The sequence below is a fragment of the Planktotalea arctica genome, assembly GCF_002105285.1.
In the GTDB taxonomy this organism is placed as follows: domain Bacteria; phylum Pseudomonadota; class Alphaproteobacteria; order Rhodobacterales; family Rhodobacteraceae; genus Planktotalea; species Planktotalea arctica.
On record NZ_MUHR01000011.1, the window covers coordinates 140,252 to 165,862 of the forward strand.

A 25,611-nucleotide genomic window follows, 5' to 3' on the forward strand; every position below is an offset into this window, starting at 1 on the left:
TTTTTTGGAATCGCTCCAAGTATCTCGGGCAGCGGGTTATTTACGCCAAAGCTCGGGCGTCAAAAGTGCGATGATCGCCAGTGTTTCAAGGCGCCCAAGGATAGTCGCGGCTGCAAAGCAAAGTTTGGCCGCCGCGCTCAAATCCGTCAGCAAGATCGGCTCGGCCCCCGCCACATCAAGCAATGGGCCGGTCGTGGACAGCGCTGCCACCGACATCACAAGGGCCTGCGAAAAGCTCGCTCCGAAACCGGTAAGCGCGAGGGTCACAAGCGCAAGCGAGAGCGCGAACAGCATGAAGAATATCCAAGCAGTATAAGCGCCCTGACGGCGCACACGGCGATTGTGCGCACCCTTGCCACTGACCGAAGAGGGATGGATCAGCTTTTGCATCTCTCGCAGTCCATTCAGATAAAGCGTGAACACGCGCAGCAATTTCACGCCCCCTGCGGTCGTCGCCACGCCGCCGCCCATCAAGGCCAGCCCCATCAGGATCATTCCCGGCGTTGCCAAGCCCGACCAGCCCTGCGCCGCCTCCCACTCGGAGCTCACAAAGCCAGTGGTGGTCAGAAACGACAGCACCGTGAACATCCCGCCCCAAAGCGCCTTGAGCGCCTGGCGCAGGTTCTCTTCCTCGTTCACCTCGAAGGATGCAAGCCAGTGACGCATGAACAACAGCATCGGCACGCCAACCACCAACATCAAACCGATGCGAAATTCCGCATCCTCATGCAGCCCGCGCGTGCGCCCTGTGATCGTGTCGGTGGAAAACGTCAGGCGCGACAGGGCAAACAGCAAAAACAGGAATACCAGAACTTCGCCGGGCACACCCACGGTACTTTCCTCGATGCCGCCAATGGCCGAAATTCCGCTGGTGGACAGGGTTGCCATCGCGTGCATCAAGCCGTTCAGCGGCGTATTGCCAGCAATAATAAGGCAGAGCCAAAGCGTCAGCGTCAGTCCCGCATAAATGGGAAAAAGGCGTTTGGTGGTGCGAATAAGGCGCTGCCCCGGCGAGGCCGCGCGCATATCGACGCGGCGCAATCCACCCTGCCCTGGCTCTGCGCTGGTGGTCACCTCGAAACCACCCAGATTGAGCGGCGCAAGAATTGCAGCAGCGGCGATCCACATCAGCAACCCCCCCGACCAGCCAACGATACCGCGCCACAAATGCAGGCTCGATGGCAGGCGCGAGGGGTTGGGAAACATCGTTGCGCCCGTTGTGGTCAGCGAAGACACCATCTCGAAATAGGCATTCACGAAACTGGTGGTGCGCAGCGCCTCATAGAAGGGCACCGCAAGCACGACGGGCAGGATCACGAATACCGCGAGCAGCGCCAGAAGATGCTCGAGCGCCGTGTTATGCGTTGCGCGCCCCGACATGGCGATGCCGATCAACGCGCATAGGATCAGCCCCAGAAGGCTCGAATAAAAGAAGCTGCGCGCCACGTGGAACTCTTCTTGGGTCAGCGCATGGATGGCGGGAATGAACATGGCGCTGCACGCAAGAATGACGAAGATCAGAAAGACCGGCAGATCGAGGATACGCGCGAGCATGCCCGCCCCCTAGAAGAAATCGATGGAGACTTGCAACAAACGCTCCACCTCGGGCACATCCGCGCTCATCGAGAAAATGGCAACCACATCGCCCTCGTCAATGCGCAGCTTGCCGCTGGGTCTGTGTAGTTTACCGTCCTTGAGCACCGCGCCCAGCAACACCCCCTCGGGGAAATCGATATCGCGGATCAATTGGCCCGAGAGCGGCGAGGTCGACAAGACCTCCGCCTCGATCATCTCCGCCTCCGCATCGCCGATGGAATAGACCGAGCGCACGCGCCCATGGCGAATATGGCGCAGGATCGAACTCACCGTGGTGGAGCGCGGGTTGATATAGGCATCAATGCCCAGCGGCCCCATAAGCGGCACCAGCGTAGGATCATTAATCAAGGCCACCGCCATCGGACAGCCCGCCGCCTTGGCGCGCACCGCTGCCAGCATGTTGGTCTTGTCGTCATCGGTCACGGCCAGCACCGCATCGGCGCGGCTGATATTGGCCTCCGCAAGCAGTGCGCCGTCAAGCCCGTCGCCATGCAACACAATCGTGCGCTCCAGTGCGTCGGCTGCGCGCTCGGCGATCGCGCGACTTTTCTCGATAATCTTGGCGCGCACCCGCGTCGTGCGCTTTTCCAGCGCCTGCGCTACCGCGAGGCCAACATTGCCGCCGCCAATCAAGACCACGCGCTCTTGCAATTTATGGGTCTTGCCAAAAATCTCCATTGTGCGGCTGACATCTTCCACGTGGCAAAACACGTAGCAGTCATCCCCGACCAAAAGCTGATCACCCGCTTCGGGCGCGAACAGCGTACCATCGCGCCGCACGCCGACGACGATCGAGCGCAACGTGGAAAACAGATCGCTTAACTGGCGCAGCGGCGTGTTGACCACCGGGCAATTTTCTTCGATCGACAGGCCCAAAAGCTGCGCCTTGCCGTTCATGAAGGTTTCCGTGTCGAACGCCGATGGTGCCGAAAGGCGCTGCAAAGCCGCGTCCGCCACTTCCTTCTCGGGGGAAATTACCACATCGATCGGCATGTGATCGCGCCGGTACAAATCAGAATAGATCGCGTCCAGATAGGATTGACTGCGCAAACGCGCAATCTTGCGCGGAATGGCGAAAACCGAATGGGCCACCTGGCACGTAACCATGTTGACCTCATCCGAATGCGTCGCCGCGATGATCATATCGGCATCGCGCGCACCCGCGCGGTCCAGAATATCGGGATAACTGGCAAAACCGGCGATGCCCTGCACGTCCAGAGAATCCGTCGCGCGCCGCACCAGTTCGGGATTGTTATCCACGACCGTAACGTCATTGCGCTCGCCTGAAAGATGTCGTGCGATCTGCCAGCCGACCTGACCCGCACCGCAAATAATGACCTTCATGTCCGGCCTCTGCTGAACTCATCCCGGCTTGAATGACAGAGCAGGCAAGCCGGGTCAATGGCACAGCACAAAGCCTTAAACCCCTTCATCTTGCCCTTTAAACTCAAACCCGCGGCCCCGCCGGGGCCGCTTGTCATGCGCGCCTTCAGGCGCACATTTTCTTCAAACCAACGAGCGCTAGCTTGCCTGCGCCGCCTCTTCCTCGACCTGCGCGATACGCGCGCCGGCTTTGTTGGTCGTCACCACGCCAAGCGATTTCAACTTGCGGTGCAAAGCCGAGCGCTCCATTCCAACGAAATTCGCCGTGCGCGAAATATTCCCGCCAAAACGGTTGATCTGCGTCAGCAGATACTCGCGCTCAAAGGCCTCTCGCGCTTCGCGCAGTGGCAGCGTCGCCAGCGAGCCAGAAAGCACAACGCGCCCCTCTTCGTCATTGCCCACAGGTTCGCTTGGCAACTCCTTCGCTTCGATCGGACCGGTGCCGTCGCCCAGGATCAACACCCGCTCGACGAGGTTCTTCAACTGCCGCACATTGCCCGGCCAGATCATCGTCTGCATCAACGCTGCCGCTTCATCGGAAAACGCGCGCAGCGCAAGCCCTTGGGATTTATTGCACTCTTCGATAAAATGCGCACCAAGAAGCGGGATATCTTCGCGGCGCTCCTCCAGAGATGGCACCGGAATCGGCACCACGTTGAGGCGATGATACAGCTCTTCGCGGAACCGGTCCGCTTCGATCTCCGCCTCCAGATCGCGGCTCGTGGACGAGATCACCCGCAAATCAACGCGCACCTTGTCCGATCCACCCACGCGCAGGAATTGTTGATCCACCAGCACGCGCAGGATCTTGCTTTGCGTACCCAGCGGCATATCGGCCACCTCGTCAAAATAGATCACACCGCCGCTCGCTTGCTCAAGCAAGCCGGGCTGCACGCCCTGCTCCTTGCCCTCGCGTCCGAACAGCATTTCTTCCATGCGATCGGGTTCGACCCCGGCGCAGTTCACTGTCACGAACGGTGCATCCGCGCGGTTCGAGTGGGCATGGATATAGCGCGCCGCCACTTCCTTGCCCGATCCAGCGGGACCACGCAGCAAAACCCGTCCGTTGGATTTCGTCACCTTGTCAAGCTGGCTGATCAACGTGCGAAAGGCTGCGCTTTCCCCGATCATTTCGGTGCTCGGCGCATCGCGCCGTTTCAGCGTCTGGTTCTCGCGGCGCAGTCTTGATGTTTCCATCGCGCGGCGCACCACAACCATGAGCTGATCAATATTAAAGGGCTTTTCGATGAAATCATACGCGCCCTGTTTGATCGCGGCGACAGCAATCTCGATGTTACCATGCCCCGAAATGATCACCACCGGCACATCAGGGTAATCTTTCTTGATCACCTTCAGAATATCGATCCCGTCCATCGAGCTGTCTTTGAGCCAGATATCAAGGATCATCAGCGCAGGCTGCTCGGCGCTGACCTCTGCCATACAGGCATCCGACGTGCCGGCCAGCCGCGTGCTGAACCCCTCATCTTCCAAAATATCCGAAATCAACTCCCGGATATCGCGTTCATCATCCACAATTAGAATGTCGCCCATCATTCTCTCCACCATTTAAGTCTTCATGTCATCAAGCTCGGCCTGCGTCGGCGACAGCAGCGGTAAACGCACCACTGCCATCGCGCCAAAGAGGCCTTGCCCGTTTTTCAGCGGCGAGTCGGTCAAGACCAACGAACCACCATGCTCTTCGATAATTTTCTTCACGATCGGCAGGCCGAGACCTGTGCCTTTTTCGCGTGTCGTTACGTAGGGTTCGAACAAACGCGCGCGATCCTCGGGCAAACCGATGCCGCTATCCGCGATCTCGATCATCGCCTTGTCGCCCTCGTAGCTCAGAGTGATCGAGACGGAACGCTGCGCGGTGTCGCTGCCGTATTTTTCAACGTAGCTTTCAATTGCCTCGCCCGCATTCTTGATCAGGTTGGTCAAAGCCTGACTTATCATCGTCTCATCCAGTTGCGCGGGGATATCCCCCTTTGGCAAGGTCACAGTGAACGCAACCTCGGGCTGGCCCGCCTCTTGCAAAAGTGCCGCATCGCGCACCAAAGTCACCAGATCACAGCTGCGCAGCTGCGGTTCGGGCATGCGCGCAAATTTGCTGAATTCATCGACAATACGGCGCAAATCCCCCGTCTGGCGGATGATCACACCAGTCATTTGCTCAAGTTTTTCCCCTTCATCCCCGACAAGAGGAAGAAATTTCCGCTGGATACGTTCAGCCGAGAGCTGGATCGGCGTCAAAGGGTTTTTGATCTCATGTGCGATGCGCCGCGCCACATCACCCCAAGCGGCCATACGCTGCGCCGTGACCAGATCGGTCACATCATCGAATGCAACGACATAGCCCTCAAGCGAGCCATCATCGCGCAGGCGCCGTGACATGCGCACCAAAAGGTTTTCAAGCTGACCGTCACGGCTCACTTTGACCTCGTTCTGCGACGTGCTCATCTTGCCCGACCGCAGCTTGTCCAGCAGCGGGCCGAACTCCGGCACCGCAAGTGCGAGGGGCACGTCCTGCTTGTCCTGATGCCAACCAAGCAAACGTTCTGCCGAGCGGTTGACGAAGGATATGCGTCCCTCCGCATCAAGCCCGACAACCCCAGATGTCACCGACGACAGGACCGAATCGAACATGCGCCGACGCCGGTCAATCTGGCGGTTGTTCTCGAGCAGCGTGTCGCGCTGCCCTTTGAGTTGACGGGTCATCTGGTTGAAATAACGCCCCAACATCGCGATTTCGTCGTCGCCCTCTTCTTCAAGGACCTGAACGTCCAGATTGCCTGCACCCACGCGCTGCGCCGCACCGGCAAGGCGACCAACAGGACGCGAGAGCCGCTCGGCAAACCAGAGGCCAAGCCAGACCGCTGCCAGAATGAGGATCAGGGCAAAGCCAATATAGACGAGGCCAAACTCGAACAGACGTCGCCCGCGTTCGCTTTCTTGTTGTTGATAAAAACGCGCGGTTTCCTGAGTTTCGTCTAGCAGTTGCAGAATCTGACCATCTACCTCGCGGCTCACATAGAGATAATGATCAAGATAACCCTTTAGGTGAACAAGCGCGCGGAACTCATTGTTTTTCCAGTCTTCTATCACGTAAATGCCATTCACTTGCGCCGCTTTGACTTCGACCGGAGCAAGTTCTTCGAAATCGAACATATACGAGCGTTCGCCGCGCACGCGGATCGCGCCTGTGCCATCAACGATAAAGGCTTCGCGCAGGCCGCGCTGAATTTGCAACTGGCCCTCGCGTAGAACCTCCCGCAGGCTCGCAGAGCGGGTAAAGCGCACTTCGCCGCGGCGCAGGTTGATATAATTGGCAAGCGCCATCGCGTCCTGCTCCAAATCGCGGCGCTGCTCATTTTCATAGGCTTCTGCGGCGGCTAAGGAGTTGCCAACAACCCGTTGAACACGCTGGGAAAACCACGCCTCAAGACCCATATTGATCGTCAAGCCAGCAAAGATTGCAACCGTAACCGTCGGGATAAGCGCCATCAGCGCAAACACTCCGGTAAGGCGCAGGTGCAGGCGCGATCCGGCCGAGCGCGCACGCCGCGCCGAAATCATTTGCGCCACGCGCTGAAGCACAAGCGCTGCGACCACAATCACATAGACGAGATCAAGCAGCAGAACAAAACGCAGCGCTGGTCCCGCCACGTTCTGATCCAGTGGTCCAAGCACAAGAAACGTTGCGAACGCCAAAAGCGGGCCAAGCAGGACCACGCCCAGCGTGAACGCGTTTTGCACACCGCGCTGGCGACGCAAATGCGACAGGCGCATCCACAAAGACATCTTGCTGCGCCGCGCCATTTTGGCGCTCGCAGGAGCTGTTTCAGGCTGGCTCACGCTCTGCCCTCGATCTTAGGAGGCATTTCTGCCTCACCGCCAAATCTGTGGCTCTCGGTTCGACAATTCGCTAGGGCGATGCCAATGGGCCACGTTTATGTTGCGCTTTTACATCAATTTGCGTCGCCGTGTCACGCGAATATCGAGGTCGGTTATCTTCTTACGCAAGGTATTGCGGTTAATACCTAATAAATCAGCACATTTAGCCTGATTTCCAGCTGTTGCTTCAAGCGATATTTCTATCAAAGGTTGCTCGAATTCGCGCAAAATGCGGGCATAAATACCAGAGGGCGGCAAAGAACCGCCGTGCAAATCGAAATACCGGCGCAAATGACGTTCGACCGAGGCCGATAGTTTTTCCGTCGTCATTTCCCCCGTCAGCACCGGTTCGAGGTCGGGTTGATTGCCCAGAACCATCTCGACTTCAGCGCGTGTGATCGCATCATTGCGCGAGGTCAGGCTCAGGCGGCGCATGGCGTTTTCAAGCTGGCGCACATTGCCCGGCCAGCGATAGTCATGGATCAGCTTGCCCGCCTCCTCCGAGAGAACGCGCTGCGACAAGCCCTCTGCTTCAGCCTTGCTCAGGAAATGGCTGGCCAGCAGCGCAATGTCTTCGACCCGCTCGCGCAGCGAAGGCACGCTCAGGCTTGCTCCGCCAAGGCGATAATAGAGATCCTGACGCAGCGCGCCGCTGTCGAGCTTGCCGGACAGATCCACCAAAGACGTCGCAAGGAAGCGCGGCACATGCTCGCCCGGCGCATCCATCATGCGAACAAGGCGCGCTTGCGCCACTAGATCAATATCTGCAATCTCTTCAATGAGTAACGTGCCACCCTTCACGCGCGCCAGAACCCGTGCAGGGCCTTCAATGTCTTGCAGATCGGCGGTGGTCATGGTCACGAAAGGCAGCGTGCGCCGGTCGGAAAAATCATGGATCGCGCGTGCAATGGCGGTCTTGCCGGTGCCGGATTCGCCAGTGATCAACACCGCGATATCCGTGTTCATCACCCGCGCCATAACCGAATACAGCGATTGCATCACAGGAGTTTGCCCGATCAGCGGCAATTCATCGTTTGTAGCACGCTCATCCGTCGCCACCGACGCCTTTGCCCCCCGAGAAGCCAGCGCGCGCGCCGTGCGTTTCATCAGATCAGGCAGATCGAAGGGCTTGGGCAGGTAATCATAGGCCTGTGCCTCATTCGCCTTGATCGCCGTCATGATCGTATTTTGCGCCGAGATGATAATCACCGGCAGGCCGGGGCGATCTTCGTGGATTTTCGGCAGCATCTCGAGCCCGTTGCCATCGGGCATCATCACATCGGAAATCACCACATCGCCGCGCCCCTCCGCCACCCAGCGCATCAGCGTCGTCAGCGAGGAGGTCGCATGAACCTTGCACCCCGCCCGCGTCAGCGCCTGCGTGAGAACCGTGCGTATCGTGCGATCGTCATCCGCGACCAGAACCGTGCCATCCATCAATCATCATCCTTTGAAACAAGTGCGCTTTGCGGCGCTACGGGCAGCGAGAGGCGGAACACCGTGCGCCCCGGAGTGGATTCCACTGCGATCCAGCCATCGTGATCCGAGATTATTTTCGACACCAGCGCGAGGCCCAGTCCGGTGCCGTTCTCGCGCCCGGACACGAATGGGTCGAACACATCATTGGCAAGGTCCGGCGGCAGGCCCGGGCCATCATCAATCACTTCGATTTGCAGCGGCAATGCGCGCCCCGCAGCCCCTGCGCGGCGCAGGCGGAACGAGTGCTCGAAGTAGGTGCGCAGCCAGATCGTACCGCCCCCGCGAGGCGCTGCTTCCGAAGCGTTCTTGAGCAGGTTGAGCACCACTTGCAGCAATTGATCACCGTCCGCATGGGCCAGCGGCAAGGAGGGATCGTAAGTCTCGTTGATCTTCATTTCAGCGCCAAAGCCCAGCAGCGCAGATCGGCGCGCACGATCGAGCACATCGTGCATATTCACCGCCCCAAGCATCGGCGGGCGCAAATTACCAAATTGCTCCACCTGTTCGAGCAGCTTCACGATGCGGCGCGATTCCTCCACGATCAGGTCGGTGAGTTCCAAATCCTGCGGCGCGAGGTTCATCGAGAGCAATTGTGCCGCGCCCGTGATGCCCGCCAGCGGGTTCTTGATCTCGTGGGCCAGCATTTCCGCCATGCCGATCGCCGATTTCGCCGCCGATTTCACCCCTTGGCTCTGGCTGATGCGCCCGGCCAACTCGCGCGGGGAGATCATCAGAACCATGACCCCAGCGTGACCGAGTAGAGGCGCAATTTGCAAATTGCAATGCACCGGAGCGCGCTCGCCCGTGCCGATATCCACATCGTTCACGAAGAGCGGCGAGGAGTTCGCGCGCGCGCGCGCCAGCGCGTCCTCGAGCGGGACATCCACGGCCAGCTTGTCCCAGATGGGCGATCCGAACAACGCCTTGGCAGAGCTGTTGAAAAACCCCTCGGCGGCGGGGTTCAAATCGGCGATCCGGTCTTCGGCATCAATCAAAAGCGTCGCCACGGGCAGCGACATCCAAATGGTCGTATCGCGGATCATGCCGCAGCCTCCTGATTGAGCAACGGGTTCAGCGCGCGGGCGAGTAGCGCAGGCACGCGGCCCGTGTCGCGCTCGGTCAGCACCGCTTTGCGCAGGGGCTTTCCAGTCTGCGCGCCGTCCATATACCAGCCCAGATGTTTGCGCGCGACGCGGCTGCCAAGTTCGATGCCATAAAAGCGCAGCATCGCCTCATAGTGGGTTTGCGCCATCTCGATCAACGCATCGCCCGTCGGGATTTGCGGCATCGGCGTGCCGAACAGTTCTGCCGAGATCTGCGCCAGCAGCCAGGGCCGCCCCTGCGCGCCGCGCCCGATCATGATGCCGTCCGCGCCGCTTTGGGCAAGCGCCGCGCGCGCGCTGGCGCCATCGACGATGTCGCCATTGGCAATCACGGGGATATTCACCGCAGTTTTCACGGACTTGATCGCGCACCAATCAGCGCGACCTTTATAGAATTGACAGCGCGTGCGCCCATGAATGGTCAGCATCTTCACGCCTGCGTTTTCAGCGCGCAGCGCAAGCTCGGGCGCATTCAAAAGCGCATCATCCCAGCCAAGGCGCGTCTTAAGCGTCACAGGCAGGTCCACCGCCGCGACCACCGCGTCAATCAGCCCGAGCGCGTGGTCGAGGTCTTTGAGCAAGGCAGAACCCGAATAGCCATTGGTGACTTTCTTGGCGGGGCAGCCCATGTTGATGTCAATGATGCGCGCGCCATTGCCCGCCGCCATGCGCGCAGCTTCGCCCATCCAGTAGGCCTCGCGGCCTGCAATTTGCACCGAGGTATGCGCCGCACCGAAGCCCAGCTCCGCGCGTTCGCGCACGCCCGGCTTGGCCTGCACCATTTCCTGAGAGGCGACCATTTCGCTTACCACCAAACCTGCGCCGAACGAGCTGACCAGATCACGAAACGGCAGGTCCGTGATGCCCGCCAAAGGCGCCAGCAGGACGGGTGGCGAGAGCGTGTGCGCGCCGATGTGGAGGGTTGAGTTCATAGGGGTTCATACAAAGCCAGAGGCGCAGGCTCAATGCGGCGCTGTGTAATTTACGTGCACTGCAGGCATTATGCCTAATTTTTAAGCATGCGCATTTGATTGCGCGCTTTGCAGAGCAGCGCTAAGCATGGGCCATGACGGTTAAAGCTAACGAAATGCAAATCGGCGCAGTGATCGTCGCCGCAGGGCGCGGCATGCGCGCGGGCGGCGATGTGCCAAAGCAATGGCAGACAGTCAACGGCGCGCGGGTTGCCGCATGGAGCTGTGCGCACTTCACCTCCCGCGGTGATATTGCCGAAGTTATTCTGGTGATACACCCCGGTGACCAAGCCTTTGCCGAGGAAATCAAAGGAGTACGCATCGTTCATGGTGGAGCGAGCCGGGATATTTCCGTGCGCGCAGGGCTGGAGGCACTGAGCGGCGATCTTACCCATGTGCTTATTCACGACGTTGCGCGCTGCACGGTACCCGCACCTGTGATCACGAGAGTCATCAAAGCGCTTCGCAGCGCCGCAGGGGCCGCACCGGCCCTGCCCGTGACCGACGCACTCTGGAGTGGTCGAAACGGCAAGGTCAGCGGCGCGCAGGACCGCACCGGGCTCTACCGCGCGCAAACACCTCAAGGCTTTTCGCTGCCTGCGATCCTTGCAGCGCACCGCGCCCATACCGGCGCAGCAGCGGATGACGTGGAAGTGGCGCGCGCCGCAGGGCTTGACGTGGTGATCACGCAGGGCGATGAGGCTAATCTGAAAATCACCACTCCGGATGATTTCAAGCGCGCAGCGGCACTTTTGGAGACGCAAATGGATATTCGCCTGGGCAACGGTTTCGATGTGCACGCCTTTTGCGAGGGTGATCACGTTATTCTATGCGGCGTGCGCGTGCCGCACGAAAAAGCGCTTAAAGGGCATTCGGATGCGGATGTGGGCATGCACGCTGTCACGGACGCAATTTACGGCGCGCTCGGGGACGGCGACATCGGTCAGCACTTTCCCCCGTCCGATCCGCAATGGCGCGGCGCAGCGAGCGATATTTTTCTGCGCGACGCGCTCGATCGTGCCCGATCGCGCGGATTTTCGATTTCCAACGTCGATTGTACATTGATCTGCGAGTACCCAAAAATCGGACCACACAGCTTTGATATGAAAGCGAGAATGGCCGAATTACTGGAGCTGGACGCAGAGCGCGTTTCCGTTAAGGCGACGACAAGCGAGCGCCTTGGATTTACCGGCCGCGCCGAAGGGATCGCCGCGCTGGCCACAGCAACATTGGTGAAATCATGAACACCCTCGCCCGTCTGATCGCCACAGTTTTCTACGTGGGCCACATGAAGCCTGCGCCGGGCACATGGGGTTCGCTCATCGCGCTGCCCATTGGCTTTGCAATCTATCAGATCGGGGGTTTCTGGCTTTTCGCGCTCGCCATCCCCATCGGCTTTCTCAAAGGGTGGTGGGCAACGCAGCAGATGACCAAGGGCCGCGACAATCACGATCCATCCGAAATCGTCATCGACGAGGTGATCGGCCAATGGATCGCGCTTTTGCCGCTGTTTTACGGCGTCTGGTTGATGGATATCAGCGCGCTCGCGCTTTGGCCCGGCTGGGTTGCGGCCTTTATTCTGTTTCGTGCATTTGACATTACGAAACCCTGGCTGGTGGGCTGGGCAGACCGGCGCGACGATGCGCTCGGGGTGATGCTGGATGACGTGATCGCGGGCGTTTTCGCCGCCATTTGCGTTGTGGCATTGGCGGCGCTGTTCCATCTGGTTTTGATGTGAGCTTTGCCGCGCAAATCCTTGATGTTGCACGCAAACGCAAGATCATGATCACCTGCGCGGAAAGCTGCACGGGCGGCATGATCGCCGCTGCGCTTACCGATGTTGCTGGCAGTTCTTCGATGTTCGATCGCGGTTTCGTTACCTATACCAACGCCGCCAAGCGCGAAATGCTGGGCGTGTCGGAGGCGACGCTGGAGGCGCATGGCGCCGTCAGCGAAGCGGTGGCGCGCGAAATGGCGATCGGGGCCTTGAGCGTTTCGCAGGCGCAAATCGCCCTGTCGGTGACAGGCATCGCAGGCCCCGGCGGATCAGAGCACAAGCCAGAAGGGCGCGTTTGCTTTGGACTGGCTACGCTAGAAAAAACCCACAGCGAAACCGTCGAATTCGGAGCCTTGGGCCGCGCATCGGTGCGCGCGGCGGCGCGAGATCACGGCTTGTCGATGATCCTTAGGCATTTTTCCCAAAGCGCCTGATTTTTGCGCAAATCCGCGAATTACCTGCTTAATGGGCGGGCAGTTGTGCATTTGCACGATCCTTACGCTGCGCCGCCTCTTTTTAAGGCACTTCGCGCCCGTCACAGAGACCTCCAAGAATAATTCATCAAAAGGAGGCCCGCGATGAACGGTGCCGATACTGCCTGGATCATGATCGCAACCGCGCTGGTCCTATTCATGACGCTCCCCGGCCTTGCGCTTTTTTACGGCGGCCTCGTGCGTGCGCGCAATGTGCTGAGCGTGTTCATGCACTGCTACGCCATTGCCTGCCTGATGAGCATTTTGTGGCTCGCTTTCGGCTATTCCATCGCATTTGGCGATGCGAATCCGTTTTGGGGCGGGCTTGGAAAATCCTTCCTGAACGGTGTCACCGCCGATAGCCTGTCTGGCACTTTGCCGGAAATCCTGTTCTTCGCATTCCAGATGACCTTTGCGATCATCACCCCCGCGCTGATCGTCGGTGCATATGTAGAGCGGGTCGGTTTCGGCTTTGTCATGCTGTTTTCGGGCGCATGGATGCTGCTATGCTATGCGCCTGTGGTGCATTGGATCTGGGGCGGCGGGTTCCTGTCGGACGGCGGTATCTTCGGCGAAACGGGCGTGCGCGATTTTGCCGGCGGCATCGTGGTGCATGAGACCGCAGGCCTTGCCGCCTTGCTCATCGCTATCTTCCTTGGACCGCGCGAGAACCAGAGCACACCGCCGCACAACCCCGGTTTTGTAATGATTGGCGCAGCAATGCTCTGGGTGGGCTGGTTCGGCTTTAACGGTGGCTCGCAGCTCGCCGCCGATGGCGGCGCGGCGATGGCGATTACAGTCACGCATATTTCGGCGGCGACGGCTTCGCTGTCTTGGGCCTTGTGGGAGAAGATGAAATTCGGCAAAGCCTCCCTTGTGGGGATCGTCACCGGCACGATTGCGGGACTTGCCTCGATCACGCCCGCCTCTGGCTTCGTCGGCCCCGTTGAGGCGCTGATTATCGGCGCAGTCGCAGGCATCTTGTGTCAAGAAGCGGTGCTGCTTATTCGCAACCGCCTCAAGATCGACGACACCTTGGATGTTTTCGCCGTGCACGGCGTCGGCGGTATCTTCGGCACGATCATGATCGCGGTTTTCGGGGCGGGCACATGGGCGGCGCAACTGGGCGGTCTGTTGATCGTTGGCGTTTACACCACGATCGTCACCATCGCGTTGATCTATATCGTCAAGGCGATCACGCCGCTGCGCGTTGATCTCGAGACCGAGACCAATGGTCTTGATCTGGCGGTCCACGGCGAGCGCGCTTACGATATGTCCTCGTAAACGCTCAACATTTTGCAACCTATAGGCGGGCGCTCACACGTCCGCCTTTTTTATGCGCTAGGTTTGGTTTTCCCACTCGGCCAAGCGCGGGTCCATCACGCGCCGCCAGAGCGGCGGGATCAGCGCGATCACCGCCATCATCGGCAAGCTGTAGGGGAGCATGGGCATCTGCGCCGCAACCAGTTGTAGCGCCGGGTATGCGCGCGCGGGGTGCGTGTGATGATCCGAGTGGCGCGGCGCATTGAGCATCATCGCGCCGGAAAAGCGATGCGGCGTGTTCCAGCTATGTTGCGGACCAACCGGCTCGGGTTTGCCATTTTCCAACATTTTACGGCGCAGGCCATAGTGCTGCACATAATCGCTCAGGAAGATTTGCAACTGCGCATAAAGCCCCAGAAGCGCGATCAAAACCACGCCCACCGCGCCGCCAATGGCAAAGCCGGCAAGCAGCGTCGCGGCTGCGCCAAGGTTATAAGACAAATAAGGATGCTGCGCGCCCGGCTTCAGCCGCTTGGCTTCGGCGGCATAGCCCTTGCGATACGATCCGATCCAGGCACGTCCGAAAAAACGCCAGAACCCACGCCCTTTGGGTGCCGAAACAGGGTCCTCGGCCGTGCCCACATGCACATGATGCACCAGCGGATGCGCAGAGGCGTGATGCCCCATCAGGATCGACATATAGACCGCCCTGCCAAGGCGGCGCAGCGCGCGCTGGGGGCGGTGGATCAGCTCATGCGCGTTGGGATGGCCGATCTGGCCCACAAAGAGCGCAGTGGCAAGAAAAAGCGCGAGTTTTTGCGAGACGGGCAGCATGCTTTGGGTGAGTGCGAAAAGAACGGTTCCCAAGACGATGAAATGCGCAAATGCGAGTGTGACGTTCAAGGCGTTCGAGCTGGGAAATTCCGCCTCTGGATCGCTGTTCCCCAGCGCTTCGGGGGTGAGGCGGTCAATGCCATAGGCGAAAAGCGTAATGTAAATCAGCGCGGCCCAGACCCAAGCGCCACCAAAAAGTGCGCCCGCGAGAAGCAAAAAGACGATGCCAAAGGTGGCAGCAATGAATTTGAACATGAAACGGCCTCTATACTGTCGCGCAGCACTGCTACCTTGGCAGTTTGACCAATTCAGGGCAACTTACACACTTGGCCCATATAGCGCCTCAGCGCGGCTCTCGAAGGCGCGTACGATGCGCTGCATTGCCTCGTTGAAGACCAGACCGATCAGGCGTTGCAGAATCGCGTTCTTGAACTCGAAATCCACGAAGAACTGCACATCACAGCCGCCGCCTTGCGCATCGGCGAAAGCCCAGTTGGATTTCATGTATTTGAACGGCCCATCGAGATATTCCGTGTCGATTTTCTTATCCTGCGCGAACAAAATGACGCGGCTGCCAAAGCGTTCGCGGAACACTTTGAAACTGATCACCAAATCGGCCAACATCACCTCGCGCGCGCTATCCCCTTCGCGCGAGCGGATGCGCGCAGCTGCGCACCACGGCAAAAATTCGGGGTAGGATGCAACATCGGCAACCAGATCATACATCTGCTGCGCGCTGTAGGGCATGTGGCGGTTTTCAGAATGGGTTGGCATGGGCGGGCATTTCCCGTTATCTCGGATGCGCTGCATGTCTTACGCATGGGCGGGAAATTCAAGGGGAAGCTATGTCAGAGCGGCCATATGTCATCGATCAAATGATCTCAGCCAAGTCCATCGCGGCGCGAATCGAAGAGTTATGCACGGAAATTCACAATGAATTCGAGGGTACCGACAAGCTGGTTGTCGTCGGCCTGTTGCGCGGCTCGTTCGTGTTTATCGCAGATCTGGTGCGCGAGTTGGACCTGCCTGTGGAGGTGGACTTCCTCGAAGCCTCCTCTTACGGGGACGGTATGGAGAGTTCGCGAGAAGTTCGTATTCTCAAAGACTTGCGCGGCGCAATTGAAGCACGCGACGTGCTGGTCGTGGAAGATATCGTCGACACGGGGCACACGCTTAACCACGTCACCAATCTGTTGAAATCACGCAATCCCGCGCGGCTGAAAAGCATCGCGCTTTTGGACAAACCCTCGCGGCGCGAAGTGGATTTCAAGGCCGATTGGACAGGCTTTGAAATTCCCGATGAATTTGTCGTCGGTTACGGCATCGATTTTGCGCAGCGTAATCGCAACCTGCCCTATATCGGCACGGTCCGGTTTATCGATTAAGGTGCCTAAATACGATCGCTTTGGCGATCGGACCGGGTGGGGGCGCTGCCCCCGTCCATCATGGATGGACTCCCCCGAGGTATTTCGGGACCAGAGAAGGATAAATCCTATTGCGCAGCAGCAGCGGTTTCGCGAATCCGCTGGATCATGGCGGCAAGCCCGTTGGAGCGCTGCGCGGAGAGGTGATCGTTAAGGCCAAGGCGGCCAAGTTCACCCCTTGCGTCGATCCCATTGATTTCGCCGACGGGCATATTGTTATAAAGCATGCGCAGCACAGCAATGAGGCCGTTGACGATCATCGCATCGCTTTCGCCGTCAAAGCGGAAGACGCCGCCTTCGATTTTCGGATGCAACCAGACCTGACTGGCACAGCCATCGACTTTGGTTGCAGGCACTTTCAGCGCATTCTCGAGCGGCGGCATCGCTTTGCCCTGCTCGATCACGTGGCGATAGCGCTCTTCCCAGTCCTCGAGGAATTCGAAGTCTTCGACGATCTCTTCAAATGCGGCATTGGCCATTTGGAATACTCCTGCTTTTCGTCTCTATGAGGTAGGTGGACACACGGCAAACGTCCAGTGCGCCTTGGCGCTTTTCAACGCCGCCCGGATGGGATAAATCAAAAGCGAGCAAAGACGAGGCCCAGATATGTCACTCACACGCCCCCTTTTGATATGCAGCGCATTGGCCCTTGCAGGCTGCGGCGGCGGTTTGGCGAATTCCGTGGTCAATCCGATGAACTGGTTCGGCAATGCGCGCTCGGAAGTGATCGATCCCGAGTATGCGGGAAACGCGCTTATTCCCTCGCGCGGTCTGTCGCGGCGGCCCGCTGCAATCTATCAAGGGCAAGCAATAGACCAGATTTCCGAGCTACGACTGGAACGGCGCCCGGGCGGCGCATTGATCCATGTGATCGGAGTCGGCGATGTAATCGGTTATTATGACGCGCGCCTCGAGCCTGACAATGAAGAGGGCGCAGTGAACGGCGTGCTCGCCTATACGCTTAAAGCGGTGCGCCCGGCAACGAGTGTCGGGGTCGGCGGGAAAGCTGCGCGCGAAATCAGCGTCGCACGATTCGTCAGCGATCAGGATCTTGCAGGCGTCAAAACCGTCACCGTCAGAGGCGCACGCAACCAGCAGAGCACGCGGCGACGCTAGAGCGCGCCGCGCCTTTGCGCTTAAACCGGCACCAACATCACATCGTTGCCATTGGCCGCCAGCGCGATCTTGCCATCGCAGAGCTTGAGTGCGTCTTCGCCAAAGACTTCAAAACGCCAGCCTTGTAGCGCGCTGACATCACGCTCGCCCGCGGCGATCGCATCCAGATCAGAGGCCGGCGCGACCAGTTTGGACGCCACGCCCACAGAGGCGGTCTTGGTCTTCAGCAAAACACGCAGCAAATCAGCGAGCGCCGGATTGACCTGAAGTTTCTCGCGCGATCGATCGACGCGGGGCAGATCGCTTTCGGGGCAGTTCATACCGGTTTTGACCGCTGCGAGAATGCCCTCGGCGATATCACCGCGCCGTGCATCGCGCAAAAGCAGACGCGAGCGGCCGAGTTCCGCATGGTCCTTGGGCTTGGTCGCGGCCAATTCACCAAGGGCATCGTCTTTGTAGACGCGGCTGCGCGGCACGTCCTTGGTTTGCGCATAATTCTCGCGAAACCGCGCCAATTCACGAACGATGGCCAGAAAACGCGGGCCGGTGTTGCGCGTTTTCACCCGCATCCAGGCGTTTTCAGGACGCGTAATGTAGGTTTCGGGATCGGTGAGAATTTGCATTTCCTCATCGACCCAATGCGAGCGTCCGGCATCTTTCAGCTTTTTGGCAAGAAATTCATAGACTTGACGCAGATGCGTAACATCGGCCAACGCATATGTGGATTGCGCATCGCTCAAGGGACGGCGCGACCAATCGGTGAAGCGCGAAGATTTATCAAGCTCGTGCTTGGCGATCTTGCGCACCAGTGTCTCATAGCCCACTTGCTCGCCAAAGCCGCAGACCATGGAGGCGACTTGCGTGTCAAAGAGCGGCGCGGGAATGACGCCTGCATCCACCTGAAAAATTTCGATGTCCTGCCGTGCGGCGTGAAACACCTTGACTACGGAAGTGTCGCGAAACAGATCATAGAGCGGATCGAGCGAAATGCCCGGGGCCAACGGATCAACAAGGCAGCCGTTACTGTCGTCCTTGCCCGGCATCGCAAGCTGCACGAGGCAGAGCTTGGCGTAATAGGTGCGTTCGCGTAAAAACTCTGTATCAACAGTGACATAGGGATGTTTTCGCGCTTCGCTGCAATAGGCGGCAAGGGCGTCAGTCGTGGTGATGATTTGCATGTGCGATGGCTCTTTGGGCTGTGCTTAGAGGCGTGGGTTACGCGATTTATTCAATAAAATAAAGGCCTTCATGACAGGCTCTGACGCGAGGTTTGAAAATTTCCCGCGAAGGCGCGCAAGGCATCGGGGTAAATGCGGTGTTCCGCAGCCAACACGCGCGCGGCCAGCGATCCTGGCGTGTCGCCCTCAAGAACAGGCACGCGCGCCTGCGCGAGGATAGGGCCATCGTCGAGCTTTGCGGTCACGCCGTGCACTGTGCATCCGGCCTCAGCATCGCCTGCCTCAAGCGCGCGCGCATGGGTGTGCAGGCCTTTGTATTTGGGCAAAAGCGAGGGGTGAATATTAAGCATCCGTCCCTCGAAACGGTCGATGAAATGCGGGGTAAGCACGCGCATGAAGCCCGCAAGGCAAATGATGTCGGCCCCGGCCGTCTCCAGCTTGGTGATCAATGCCGCTTCAAACGCGACGCGATCACTGCCGTAGGGCCGGTGATCCACCACAGCCGTGGGCACGCCAAGCGCCGCAGCCTTGGCCAGTCCGCCAGCATCGGCGCGATTGGTCAGAACGAGGCACGGGCTGGCGGGATGATCCGCGTCCATGCTCTCCAGCAGCTTGAGCATATTGGAGCCGCCACCGGAAATCAGGATCGCGGCGCGCAGTGTCAAAGCAGCGCGCCCGTGTATCGCACCTCGCCTGTGTCTGTGACATGCCCAAGGCGGGCAACGGTTTCGCCCTGCCCTTCAAGCAGCGAGATCAGCGCCTCGGCGCACGCAGCATCGACGCTTAGAACCATGCCCATACCGCAGTTGAACGTCTTGAGCATTTCTGCGTCCGTAATATTGCCAGTTTCGGCCATCCACTTGAAAACAGGGGGTAAGTCCCACGCGTTCAGGTCAATTTCGATGCCGCAGCCCGCCGGCAATACCCGGGGGATATTCTCGGTGAGGCCACCGCCTGTAATATGAGCCAGCGCATGTACCCCCCCTGCCCTGATCGCCGTGAGCGCTTGCTTCACATAAAGCCGCGTTGGCGTCAGTAGGGCCGCGCCAAGACTGCCCTCGCTGAACGGGCTGGCATCGTCCCAGCCAAGGCCAGACATTTCGACCAGTTTGCGCACCAGAGAGTAGCCGTTTGAATGCACCCCGTCCGACGCGAGGCCAAGCAAAACGTCGCCGGAGCGCACATCGCTGGGGAGTTCGCTGCCACGCTCCATCGCACCGACGGAAAAGCCTGCAAGGTCGAAATCGCCCTTTGGGTACATTCCCGGCATTTCAGCCGTTTCGCCGCCGATCAGCGCGCAATTTGAACGTACGCAGCCCTCTGCAATGCCCTCGATGATGCGCGCCGCCACATCGGTATCGAGCTCGCCCGTTGCGAAATAATCAAGGAAAAACAATGGCTCCGCACCTTGGCATACCAGGTCGTTGACGCACATGGCCACCAGATCGATGCCGACGCCGTCCACAAGGCCGGTGTCGATGGCGATGCGCAGCTTGGTGCCCACGCCGTCGGTCGCGCCGACAAGGATCGGATCGCTATATCCTGCGGCTTTCAAATCAAAAAGCGCACCAAAACCGCCGAGGCCGGACATCACGCCAGAGCGGTTCGTGCGCTTGGCCGCGGGTTTGATCCGCTCGACCAACGCATTGCCCGCATCGATATCAACCCCTGCATCCGCATATGTGATGCCGCTCTTGCCGCTTTGATCGCTCATGAAAGTCTCCAGCCCTATTCGCTTTGCGCTGCGGTTACCTTATAGCGCGCATCTGTGCAATCTGCCTGCTTGACGCGGATGCGCCTTATGCTAATCAAAGGCGCAAGGTAGGGCCTGTAGCTCAATTGGTTAGAGCAGCGTGCTCATAACGCGTTGGTTGCAGGTTCAAGTCCTGCCGGGCCTACCAAACATCATTTATGATCACTTCATTACAGGATCTTAGGCGGATTTCCGACGAACCTTTCAGATTGGCTCGTCTAGTTTTGATTCGCTTTTGTGCCGCCTAGTCGTGAAAACGCTGACTAAGCTATGTCCCGTAGCCCAATCGTCTCACAGTATTTTTGAGCCATAGCCAGCGCGGCGCACACGCTGACCGCCATGATTTCATGGCATAGCCCATTGGCCTCGGAACTCCAGCCTTGTCGCCAGCGCTCCCGCCAAGGCGGGATGGATCGCAGGGCCGCTCGCACCTGTTGCGGGGAGCTTTGCCTGCCTAGAACTCCATTTGAACGCCAATTGTTGCTTTCACACTATTGTAAGACGCAAAACTGCCAACTCCGCTCGCGTAGGAAATGGAGGCATGCGCTGAAGCGCGCGCGCTCCAACGGATGGAGCCGCCGAGGCCAAGAACGACGTTTTTGTCTCCCGACTCACCGCTGAACGTAGTTCCGGCAATCGTAGTGGAGGACTTGGTATCGAACATTTGCGTCAGACCAAGCGTTCCAAAAACAGATCCGCTATATCCGGCCGTTGCAAATGTCTTTTCAAGCCGCGCCCCTACGTGCGCCCATTTGCTCTCGTTCTCATCAAAGGATATCGCATTGTTCGAGGGCCCGGTAATGCCCGGCAAGGTCAGCTTTTGATAACCGAGCTGAACGCTTGGCGTGAGGATGAAGTCTGATTGCAGCTCGAATGATCGAGCGACCTCAAGAGCGGCGGACCAAGTGTGACCAGTGATATCACCTGCCAGCTGGCCTGCGCCGCTATGGGTAATATCACTTGCAGTTTGAGTGTATTGCAGCTGCCCATCGACATATAGGCCATTGCCGGACGCAAATGTCGCCGACGCGCCGATGCCCTTAAAAGATGTGGCGATTTGATTAAGGCCGCTCGATGAGACAACCTGCGCGTCAGAATGTCCAAAAAAGGCATTTACACCGCCATAGAATGTTCCCGCCCCTGTTTGCGCTATTGCAAAGTCTCTTCCGAACGCGAGCTTTTTAGTATCAGCTTTTGTTTCCCTGATACCCGCTGCCGAATTCACACGTGAGCTTGTTGTTTGCGCTCCGGTAAAATCGAACCAGATCTCTCGTTTGTCCACGGAGTCTTCCAGCGCTGCTGTGAATGAAAAGCTATTGCGTGTTACAGCAGTTGGAGCAGAGCCAGATTGCCGCGTCGCAAGCCGTCCAAAGGCGGTATCCAGCGTTGCAAGGGACAAAAGATGTCCGCCCAACGCTTCAAATGCGGGTGCGCCTGACACCGCCATTCGGCTCACTTCGGATTGAAGGGCGAAAGCACCACCGCTTTGTTGCTTAAGCATGTAGTCATAGCCGCCAACGGTGATAACCTTCTCACCTGACGGGTTAATGGCCGTGCTATCAAGCTGGAACGTTCCGCTAACCGCGCCTGCGATTTGAACCACTTCGATACCGTCTTTGGTTTGGGCACCCGTGCCGCCAACGTTTTGGATCGCAATCATTGTTGTTCCGCTCGCATCACCCGTAACGTTGAGTGTGTCTGCCACCGATCCATCACCGCCAAGGACGGCGTCTAATGCGACAGTGCCGCCCGAGCTTTGAAGATTGCCCTCGATGACAGCTTTATCGCCAACAGCGCCGTTGCTTAAGGACAGCCTACCGGCGGTGCTCAACCCGCTTAATCGCGTTGCACCGGAGGCTAGGGTCAGCGTACCGCCCTGATTGATGATCAGATCGTTGCCCGCCGCGCCGTCATTAAACATAAGTATGTTGTTGCTTAGGGTCACATTCGATCCATCAGAGATCGTCATCCGCTCAAAATTGCGCACCAGAGCAGAGTTCAGTGTGCCGCTGCTACCTGCAAAGCTTAGCGTGTCGATAAACCCATCGCCCGCCAAAGCGTCGTCACCGCCATCAAAAAGCGTTACTCCGCTAAAATCACCCCCGGCAAAGGCAAGTGTATCGCTGCCATCGCCAAGAGAGATGGACCCGGCAACCGAAGCGCCCGTGTTGACCTGCACGCTTGCGTTGGCGTCCGTATCAACAATCGCGCTGCCTGACGTGGCCGCCACGCTGCTGCCAGCGTCCAGCGTGACCCGCACCGTTGCCCCCGCCGCGCCCTCTGTGCGGATACCCGCGCCCGTGCCGCCGCGAATTGCACCAGCGGCCGCAATAGTCGTAATTCCTGTTCCACGGTTCCTGGCAGAAATGCCATCGCTACCACCCGTGACTGCAGCGGTTGAGATCGTAAGGTTTGTACCAGCGCTGCTATTCCGGGCCCGTATACCGTCATCATCGCCAGTGACCTGCCCCGTCGTCGTGATCGAGAGTGCGCCTGTGCCGTCGTTGTCAGCTTCAATGCCGTTATCACCAGCCGCGACAGCAGCAGCTAAAATCGTCAGATCGGTGCCAGCGCTGCTGTTGTCAGCATCGATACCATCAGCACTCGCTCCGGTAACTTGACCTGTCGTCGTAATCGTGAGTGCCCCTGTGCCGCGGTTCCTTACACGAATGCCATCTGCATCACCCGTGACCGCAGCCGTTGAAATCGTCAGATCAGTACCAGCGCTGCTATTCCGGGCCCGTATACCGTCATCATCGCCAGTGACCTGCCCCGTCGTCGTGATCGAGAGTGCGCCTGTGCCGTCGTTGTCAGCTTCAATGCCATCATCAAGCCCCATGACCACAGCCGTTGAAATCGTCAAATCAGTGCCAGCGCTGCTGTTGTAGGCATAGATACCATCATCATTCGTGCCAGTAACCTGCCCTCTCGTTGTGATCGAAAGCGCGCCAGTGCCGTAATTTCTAGCTTGAATGCCATCGTCATCTCCTGTGACTGCAGCCGCTGAAATCGTCAAATCAGTGCCAGCGCTGCCGTTGTAGGCATCGATACCATATTCATCCGTACCGGTAACCTGACCTGTCGTTGTGATCGAAAGCGCGCCGGTGCCATAATTTTGTGCATGAATGCCATCATCACGCCCCGTGACTTCAGCCGCTGAAATCGTCAGAACGGTGCCGGTGCTGCTGTTGTCGGCAAAGATGCCATCTTCATACGTGCCGGTAACCTGACCTGTCGTTGTGATCGAAAGCGCGCCGCTGCCGTCATTTATAGCTTGAATGCCGTACTGATCTCCTGTGACCGCGGCCGCTGAAATCGTTAGAGCGGTGCCAGCGCTGCTGTTGTAGGCATCTATACCATCATCATTCGCGCCGGTAACCTGCCCTGTCGTTGTGACCGAAAGCGCGCCGGTGCCTAAATTTCTAGCCCTAATGCCATCGTCACCACCCGCGACCGCAGCCGCTGAAATCGTCAGATCAGTGGCAGCGCTACTGTTTTCGGCATCGATACCATCATCATTCGTGCCAGTAACCTGCCCTGTCGTTGTGATCGAAAGCGCGCCAGTGCCGTAATTTCTAGCTTGAATGCCATCGTCAGCTCCTGTGACTGCAGCCGCTGAAATCGTCAGAGCGTCGCCAGCGCTACTGTTTCCAGCATCAATACCATCATCATTCGTGCCAGTAACCTGACCTGTCGTTACGATCAAAAGCGCGCCGCTGCCAAGGCTATAAGCGAAAATGCCATCGTCACCGCCCATGACCGCAGCCGCTGAAACCGTCAGAGCGCCGCCAGCGATGCTGTTGTAGGCATCGATACCTTCATCATTCGTGCCGGTAACCTGCCCTGTCGTTGTGATCGAAAGCGCGCCGCTGCCATAGTTACTGGCGGCAATGCCAACGTCATCTCCCGTGACCGCAGCCGCTGATATCGTCAGAGCGTCGCCAGCGCTGCTGTTGTAGGCATCGATACCTTCATCATTCGTACCGGTAACCTGCCCTGTCGTTGTGATCGAAAGCGCGCCGGTGCCAAAGTTACTAGCGAAAATGCCATCTTTACCTCCCGTGACTGCAGCCGCTGAAATCGTCAAATCAGTGCCAGCGCTGCCGTTGTAGGCATCGATACCATATTCATCCGTACCGGTAACCTGACCTGTCGTTGTGATCGAAAGCGCGCCGGTGCCATAATTTTGTGCATGAATGCCATCATCACGCCCCGTGACTTCAGCCGCTGAAATCGTCAGAACGGTGCCGGTGCTGCTGTTGTCGGCAAAGATGCCATCTTCATTCGTGCCGGTAACCTGCCCTGTCGTTGTGATCGAAAGCGCGCCGGTGCCTAAATTTCTAGCGAGAATGCCGTCAACGTCACCGCTAATCGGTGATTTATAGTTATCGACAAAGCTCATGCTGGTATCGCCGGCGCTATTGTTGAGGGTAATGCCATTTCCAGTGGACGTGCTCAGCCCGAACCCGTTCTCGGTGCTGACTTGCAATGCGCCGGCCGTCGGAGCGCTAAAGAACAGCGTTACGTCAGAGCCGGAGGCAGGCCCCGAACAGCTCCATATGCCCGGGTTGATCCCCGCCGTGCAGCTGCCTGCAAAGCTGGCGCTCGCGCTGCCGTGCACCAGCAATGCGCCAAGCGCAATCGCCGAGCTGGACGCACTCAAACCAGAAAGCACCTGCCCAAGCGAAGGCGCATAGCTCGCTGCGCGGCCTGCCACTTTGGTCATGCGGCCACCACAGGCGTTCAGGCGGGTGTGAAATTCCCCGTGCACAGACCTTAGCGAAGGTAACGCACCCAAACGGCGGGGGCGTTCGTTCATTTCGATAAAGTTGGTAAAAGCCATGTGGGATCCTCCGAGAACCTGGAAAATTAGAAAGCCCATTCTTGAATTAAATTCAACTCAACCCGCACTCACTCGAGTTTTAGGGAAACGGCACAGAAGCGGCTTGGCTTGGTCCCTCACCTCTGGCGAATGCAAAGCACGCGGCGCAGGGAATGATGGAGGCAGATCCCCTAAAACAGGCTATCCTCTGACAGCCTTTGGAAATAATATTATTATTTAAAAACAGCACATTATTCCATATCTTTACTCTGAAAACTTACGCAAGAGCACCGTCAAGACATGCTTTCATGTTTTGCTGGAAATGGCAGGTTTCAGACTCAACCCGCTAACAGAAACCAATTCAAAGTTAGAAATAAATTGCCGAAAACTGCCAATTTCTTTTTGAAATAAATTCAAATTAACACTAAGGGCGCAAATATTAATTTTTTGATCAAAGGCTGAATTGCAATAGCAAATTCTCTAGCAATTTGGCAGATATAACGCCAAAGATGCGAAGCTGGGCACTGCCGCACTTGCTTTGTTCG

At 58.3% G+C, this 25,611-nt stretch carries 20 protein-coding genes and 1 tRNA gene; 7 read left to right on the top strand and 14 right to left on the bottom strand.

The features are described from left to right. Positions 1 to 36: 36 nt before the first annotated feature. The 7 genes from B9P63_RS11350 to dusB all read right to left on the bottom strand — a co-directional run bounded on the left by B9P63_RS11350 (position 37) and on the right by dusB (position 10,387). The gene (locus tag B9P63_RS11350) at positions 37 to 1,554 is read right to left on the bottom strand and encodes a TrkH family potassium uptake protein (protein ID WP_085308819.1); all 1,518 of its coding nucleotides are present in this window, start codon (positions 1,552 to 1,554) and stop codon (positions 37 to 39) included. Positions 1,555 to 1,563: 9 nt separating this feature from the next. Then, positions 1,564 to 2,940: a Trk system potassium transporter TrkA gene (gene trkA / locus B9P63_RS11355; RefSeq protein ID WP_085308821.1), complete on the bottom strand. Its 1,377-nt coding sequence runs from the start codon at positions 2,938 to 2,940 to the stop codon at positions 1,564 to 1,566. Positions 2,941 to 3,117: 177 nt separating this feature from the next. Further along, positions 3,118 to 4,530 (bottom strand): nitrogen assimilation response regulator NtrX, encoded by a 1,413-nt coding sequence (ntrX, locus tag B9P63_RS11360; RefSeq protein WP_085309228.1) that lies wholly within the window; start codon positions 4,528 to 4,530, stop codon positions 3,118 to 3,120. 15 nt (positions 4,531 to 4,545) lie between these two features. Next, the gene (locus B9P63_RS11365) at positions 4,546 to 6,768 is read right to left on the bottom strand and encodes a sensor histidine kinase NtrY-like (RefSeq protein ID WP_085309230.1); all 2,223 of its coding nucleotides are present in this window, start codon (positions 6,766 to 6,768) and stop codon (positions 4,546 to 4,548) included. A gap of 174 nt (positions 6,769 to 6,942) precedes the next feature. Further along, on the bottom strand, positions 6,943 to 8,310 hold the full coding sequence (locus B9P63_RS11370; RefSeq protein WP_085308823.1) for a response regulator: 1,368 nt from the start codon (positions 8,308 to 8,310) through the stop codon (positions 6,943 to 6,945). Further along, positions 8,310 to 9,395 (bottom strand): two-component system sensor histidine kinase NtrB, encoded by a 1,086-nt coding sequence (locus tag B9P63_RS11375; protein ID WP_085308825.1) that lies wholly within the window; start codon positions 9,393 to 9,395, stop codon positions 8,310 to 8,312. The genes B9P63_RS11370 and B9P63_RS11375 overlap by 1 nt, the downstream gene beginning before the upstream one ends. Then, positions 9,392 to 10,387: a tRNA dihydrouridine synthase DusB gene (dusB, locus tag B9P63_RS11380; RefSeq protein WP_085308827.1), complete on the bottom strand. Its 996-nt coding sequence runs from the start codon at positions 10,385 to 10,387 to the stop codon at positions 9,392 to 9,394. Before dusB ends, B9P63_RS11375 begins: the two co-directional genes overlap by 4 nt. Positions 10,388 to 10,542: 155 nt before the next feature. On the opposite strand from dusB, the gene B9P63_RS11385 reads away from it, so the two are divergent. From B9P63_RS11385 to B9P63_RS11400, 4 genes are all read left to right on the top strand, one after another. Then, complete coding sequence (locus B9P63_RS11385) at positions 10,543 to 11,670, top strand: bifunctional 2-C-methyl-D-erythritol 4-phosphate cytidylyltransferase/2-C-methyl-D-erythritol 2,4-cyclodiphosphate synthase (RefSeq protein ID WP_085309232.1); 1,128 nt, start codon at positions 10,543 to 10,545, stop codon at positions 11,668 to 11,670. Further along, positions 11,667 to 12,164: a phosphatidylglycerophosphatase A family protein gene (locus tag B9P63_RS11390; RefSeq protein ID WP_085308829.1), complete on the top strand. Its 498-nt coding sequence runs from the start codon at positions 11,667 to 11,669 to the stop codon at positions 12,162 to 12,164. Before B9P63_RS11385 ends, B9P63_RS11390 begins: the two co-directional genes overlap by 4 nt. Then, a complete protein-coding gene (locus B9P63_RS11395; RefSeq protein ID WP_085308831.1) occupies positions 12,161 to 12,637 on the top strand; it encodes a CinA family protein in 477 nt (158 codons plus the stop codon). Before B9P63_RS11390 ends, B9P63_RS11395 begins: the two co-directional genes overlap by 4 nt. Positions 12,638 to 12,781: 144 nt before the next feature. Beyond that, entirely contained in the window at positions 12,782 to 13,960 is a 1,179-nt protein-coding gene (locus B9P63_RS11400) for an ammonium transporter (protein ID WP_085308833.1), read from the top strand. A gap of 57 nt (positions 13,961 to 14,017) precedes the next feature. Here B9P63_RS11400 and B9P63_RS11405 read toward each other — a convergent pair whose 3' ends face one another. Beyond that, complete coding sequence (locus B9P63_RS11405; RefSeq protein WP_085308835.1) at positions 14,018 to 15,028, bottom strand: alkane 1-monooxygenase; 1,011 nt, start codon at positions 15,026 to 15,028, stop codon at positions 14,018 to 14,020. A 63-nt stretch (positions 15,029 to 15,091) separates the two neighbouring features. Next, positions 15,092 to 15,547 (bottom strand): type II toxin-antitoxin system RatA family toxin, encoded by a 456-nt coding sequence (locus B9P63_RS11410; protein ID WP_085309234.1) that lies wholly within the window; start codon positions 15,545 to 15,547, stop codon positions 15,092 to 15,094. 71 nt (positions 15,548 to 15,618) lie between these two features. Between B9P63_RS11410 and hpt the strand changes: the two genes are divergently transcribed. Continuing rightward, positions 15,619 to 16,158, top strand: coding sequence for a hypoxanthine phosphoribosyltransferase (gene hpt, locus B9P63_RS11415; RefSeq protein ID WP_085308837.1), 540 nt, complete (start codon positions 15,619 to 15,621; stop codon positions 16,156 to 16,158). Positions 16,159 to 16,265: 107 nt separating this feature from the next. Here hpt and B9P63_RS11420 read toward each other — a convergent pair whose 3' ends face one another. Further along, positions 16,266 to 16,676 carry a SufE family protein gene (locus B9P63_RS11420; protein ID WP_085308839.1) on the bottom strand — a complete coding sequence of 137 codons (411 nt, stop codon included), beginning with the start codon at positions 16,674 to 16,676 and terminating at the stop codon, positions 16,266 to 16,268. 127 nt (positions 16,677 to 16,803) lie between these two features. On the opposite strand from B9P63_RS11420, the gene B9P63_RS11425 reads away from it, so the two are divergent. Further along, positions 16,804 to 17,313, top strand: coding sequence for a hypothetical protein (locus tag B9P63_RS11425; protein ID WP_085308841.1), 510 nt, complete (start codon positions 16,804 to 16,806; stop codon positions 17,311 to 17,313). 20 nt (positions 17,314 to 17,333) lie between these two features. Here B9P63_RS11425 and rnd read toward each other — a convergent pair whose 3' ends face one another. The 3 genes from rnd to purM form a co-directional block, all read right to left on the bottom strand. Beyond that, entirely contained in the window at positions 17,334 to 18,491 is a 1,158-nt protein-coding gene (rnd, locus tag B9P63_RS11430; protein ID WP_085308843.1) for a ribonuclease D, read from the bottom strand. Positions 18,492 to 18,559: 68 nt separating this feature from the next. Then, entirely contained in the window at positions 18,560 to 19,156 is a 597-nt protein-coding gene (gene purN / locus B9P63_RS11435) for a phosphoribosylglycinamide formyltransferase (RefSeq protein ID WP_095533034.1), read from the bottom strand. Next, positions 19,153 to 20,205 carry a phosphoribosylformylglycinamidine cyclo-ligase gene (gene purM, locus B9P63_RS11440; protein WP_085308844.1) on the bottom strand — a complete coding sequence of 351 codons (1,053 nt, stop codon included), beginning with the start codon at positions 20,203 to 20,205 and terminating at the stop codon, positions 19,153 to 19,155. Before purM ends, purN begins: the two co-directional genes overlap by 4 nt. A 110-nt stretch (positions 20,206 to 20,315) precedes the next feature. On the opposite strand from purM, the gene B9P63_RS11445 reads away from it, so the two are divergent. After that, a tRNA-Ile gene (locus B9P63_RS11445) sits at positions 20,316 to 20,392 on the top strand. Positions 20,393 to 20,698: 306 nt separating this feature from the next. On the opposite strand, the gene B9P63_RS11450 is transcribed toward B9P63_RS11445, so the two are convergent. Then, positions 20,699 to 25,087 carry an autotransporter outer membrane beta-barrel domain-containing protein gene (locus tag B9P63_RS11450; protein ID WP_176219148.1) on the bottom strand — a complete coding sequence of 1,463 codons (4,389 nt, stop codon included), beginning with the start codon at positions 25,085 to 25,087 and terminating at the stop codon, positions 20,699 to 20,701. Positions 25,088 to 25,611: the final 524 nt, after the last annotated feature.

Bases quoted from the DNA above. Each gene is read 5' to 3' on its own strand.
- B9P63_RS11350 (WP_085308819.1), bottom strand. From the start codon at position 1,554: ATGCTCGCGCGTATCCTCGATCTGCCGGTCTTTCTGATCTTCGTCATT.
- trkA (WP_085308821.1), bottom strand. From the start codon at position 2,940: ATGAAGGTCATTATTTGCGGTGCGGGTCAGGTCGGCTGGCAGATCGCA.
- ntrX (WP_085309228.1), bottom strand. From the start codon at position 4,530: ATGGGCGACATTCTAATTGTGGATGATGAACGCGATATCCGGGAGTTG.
- B9P63_RS11365 (WP_085309230.1), bottom strand. From the start codon at position 6,768: ATGCGCCTGTCGCATTTGCGTCGCCAGCGCGGTGTGCAAAACGCGTTC.
- B9P63_RS11370 (WP_085308823.1), bottom strand. From the start codon at position 8,310: ATGGATGGCACGGTTCTGGTCGCGGATGACGATCGCACGATACGCACG.
- B9P63_RS11375 (WP_085308825.1), bottom strand. From the start codon at position 9,395: ATGATCCGCGATACGACCATTTGGATGTCGCTGCCCGTGGCGACGCTT.
- dusB (WP_085308827.1), bottom strand. From the start codon at position 10,387: ATGAACTCAACCCTCCACATCGGCGCGCACACGCTCTCGCCACCCGTC.
- B9P63_RS11385 (WP_085309232.1), top strand. From the start codon at position 10,543: ATGCAAATCGGCGCAGTGATCGTCGCCGCAGGGCGCGGCATGCGCGCG.
- B9P63_RS11390 (WP_085308829.1), top strand. From the start codon at position 11,667: ATGAACACCCTCGCCCGTCTGATCGCCACAGTTTTCTACGTGGGCCAC.
- B9P63_RS11400 (WP_085308833.1), top strand. From the start codon at position 12,782: ATGAACGGTGCCGATACTGCCTGGATCATGATCGCAACCGCGCTGGTC.
- B9P63_RS11405 (WP_085308835.1), bottom strand. From the start codon at position 15,028: ATGTTCAAATTCATTGCTGCCACCTTTGGCATCGTCTTTTTGCTTCTC.
- B9P63_RS11410 (WP_085309234.1), bottom strand. From the start codon at position 15,547: ATGCCAACCCATTCTGAAAACCGCCACATGCCCTACAGCGCGCAGCAG.
- hpt (WP_085308837.1), top strand. From the start codon at position 15,619: ATGTCAGAGCGGCCATATGTCATCGATCAAATGATCTCAGCCAAGTCC.
- B9P63_RS11420 (WP_085308839.1), bottom strand. From the start codon at position 16,676: ATGGCCAATGCCGCATTTGAAGAGATCGTCGAAGACTTCGAATTCCTC.
- B9P63_RS11425 (WP_085308841.1), top strand. From the start codon at position 16,804: ATGTCACTCACACGCCCCCTTTTGATATGCAGCGCATTGGCCCTTGCA.
- rnd (WP_085308843.1), bottom strand. From the start codon at position 18,491: ATGCAAATCATCACCACGACTGACGCCCTTGCCGCCTATTGCAGCGAA.
- purM (WP_085308844.1), bottom strand. From the start codon at position 20,205: ATGAGCGATCAAAGCGGCAAGAGCGGCATCACATATGCGGATGCAGGG.
- B9P63_RS11450 (WP_176219148.1), bottom strand. From the start codon at position 25,087: ATGGCTTTTACCAACTTTATCGAAATGAACGAACGCCCCCGCCGTTTG.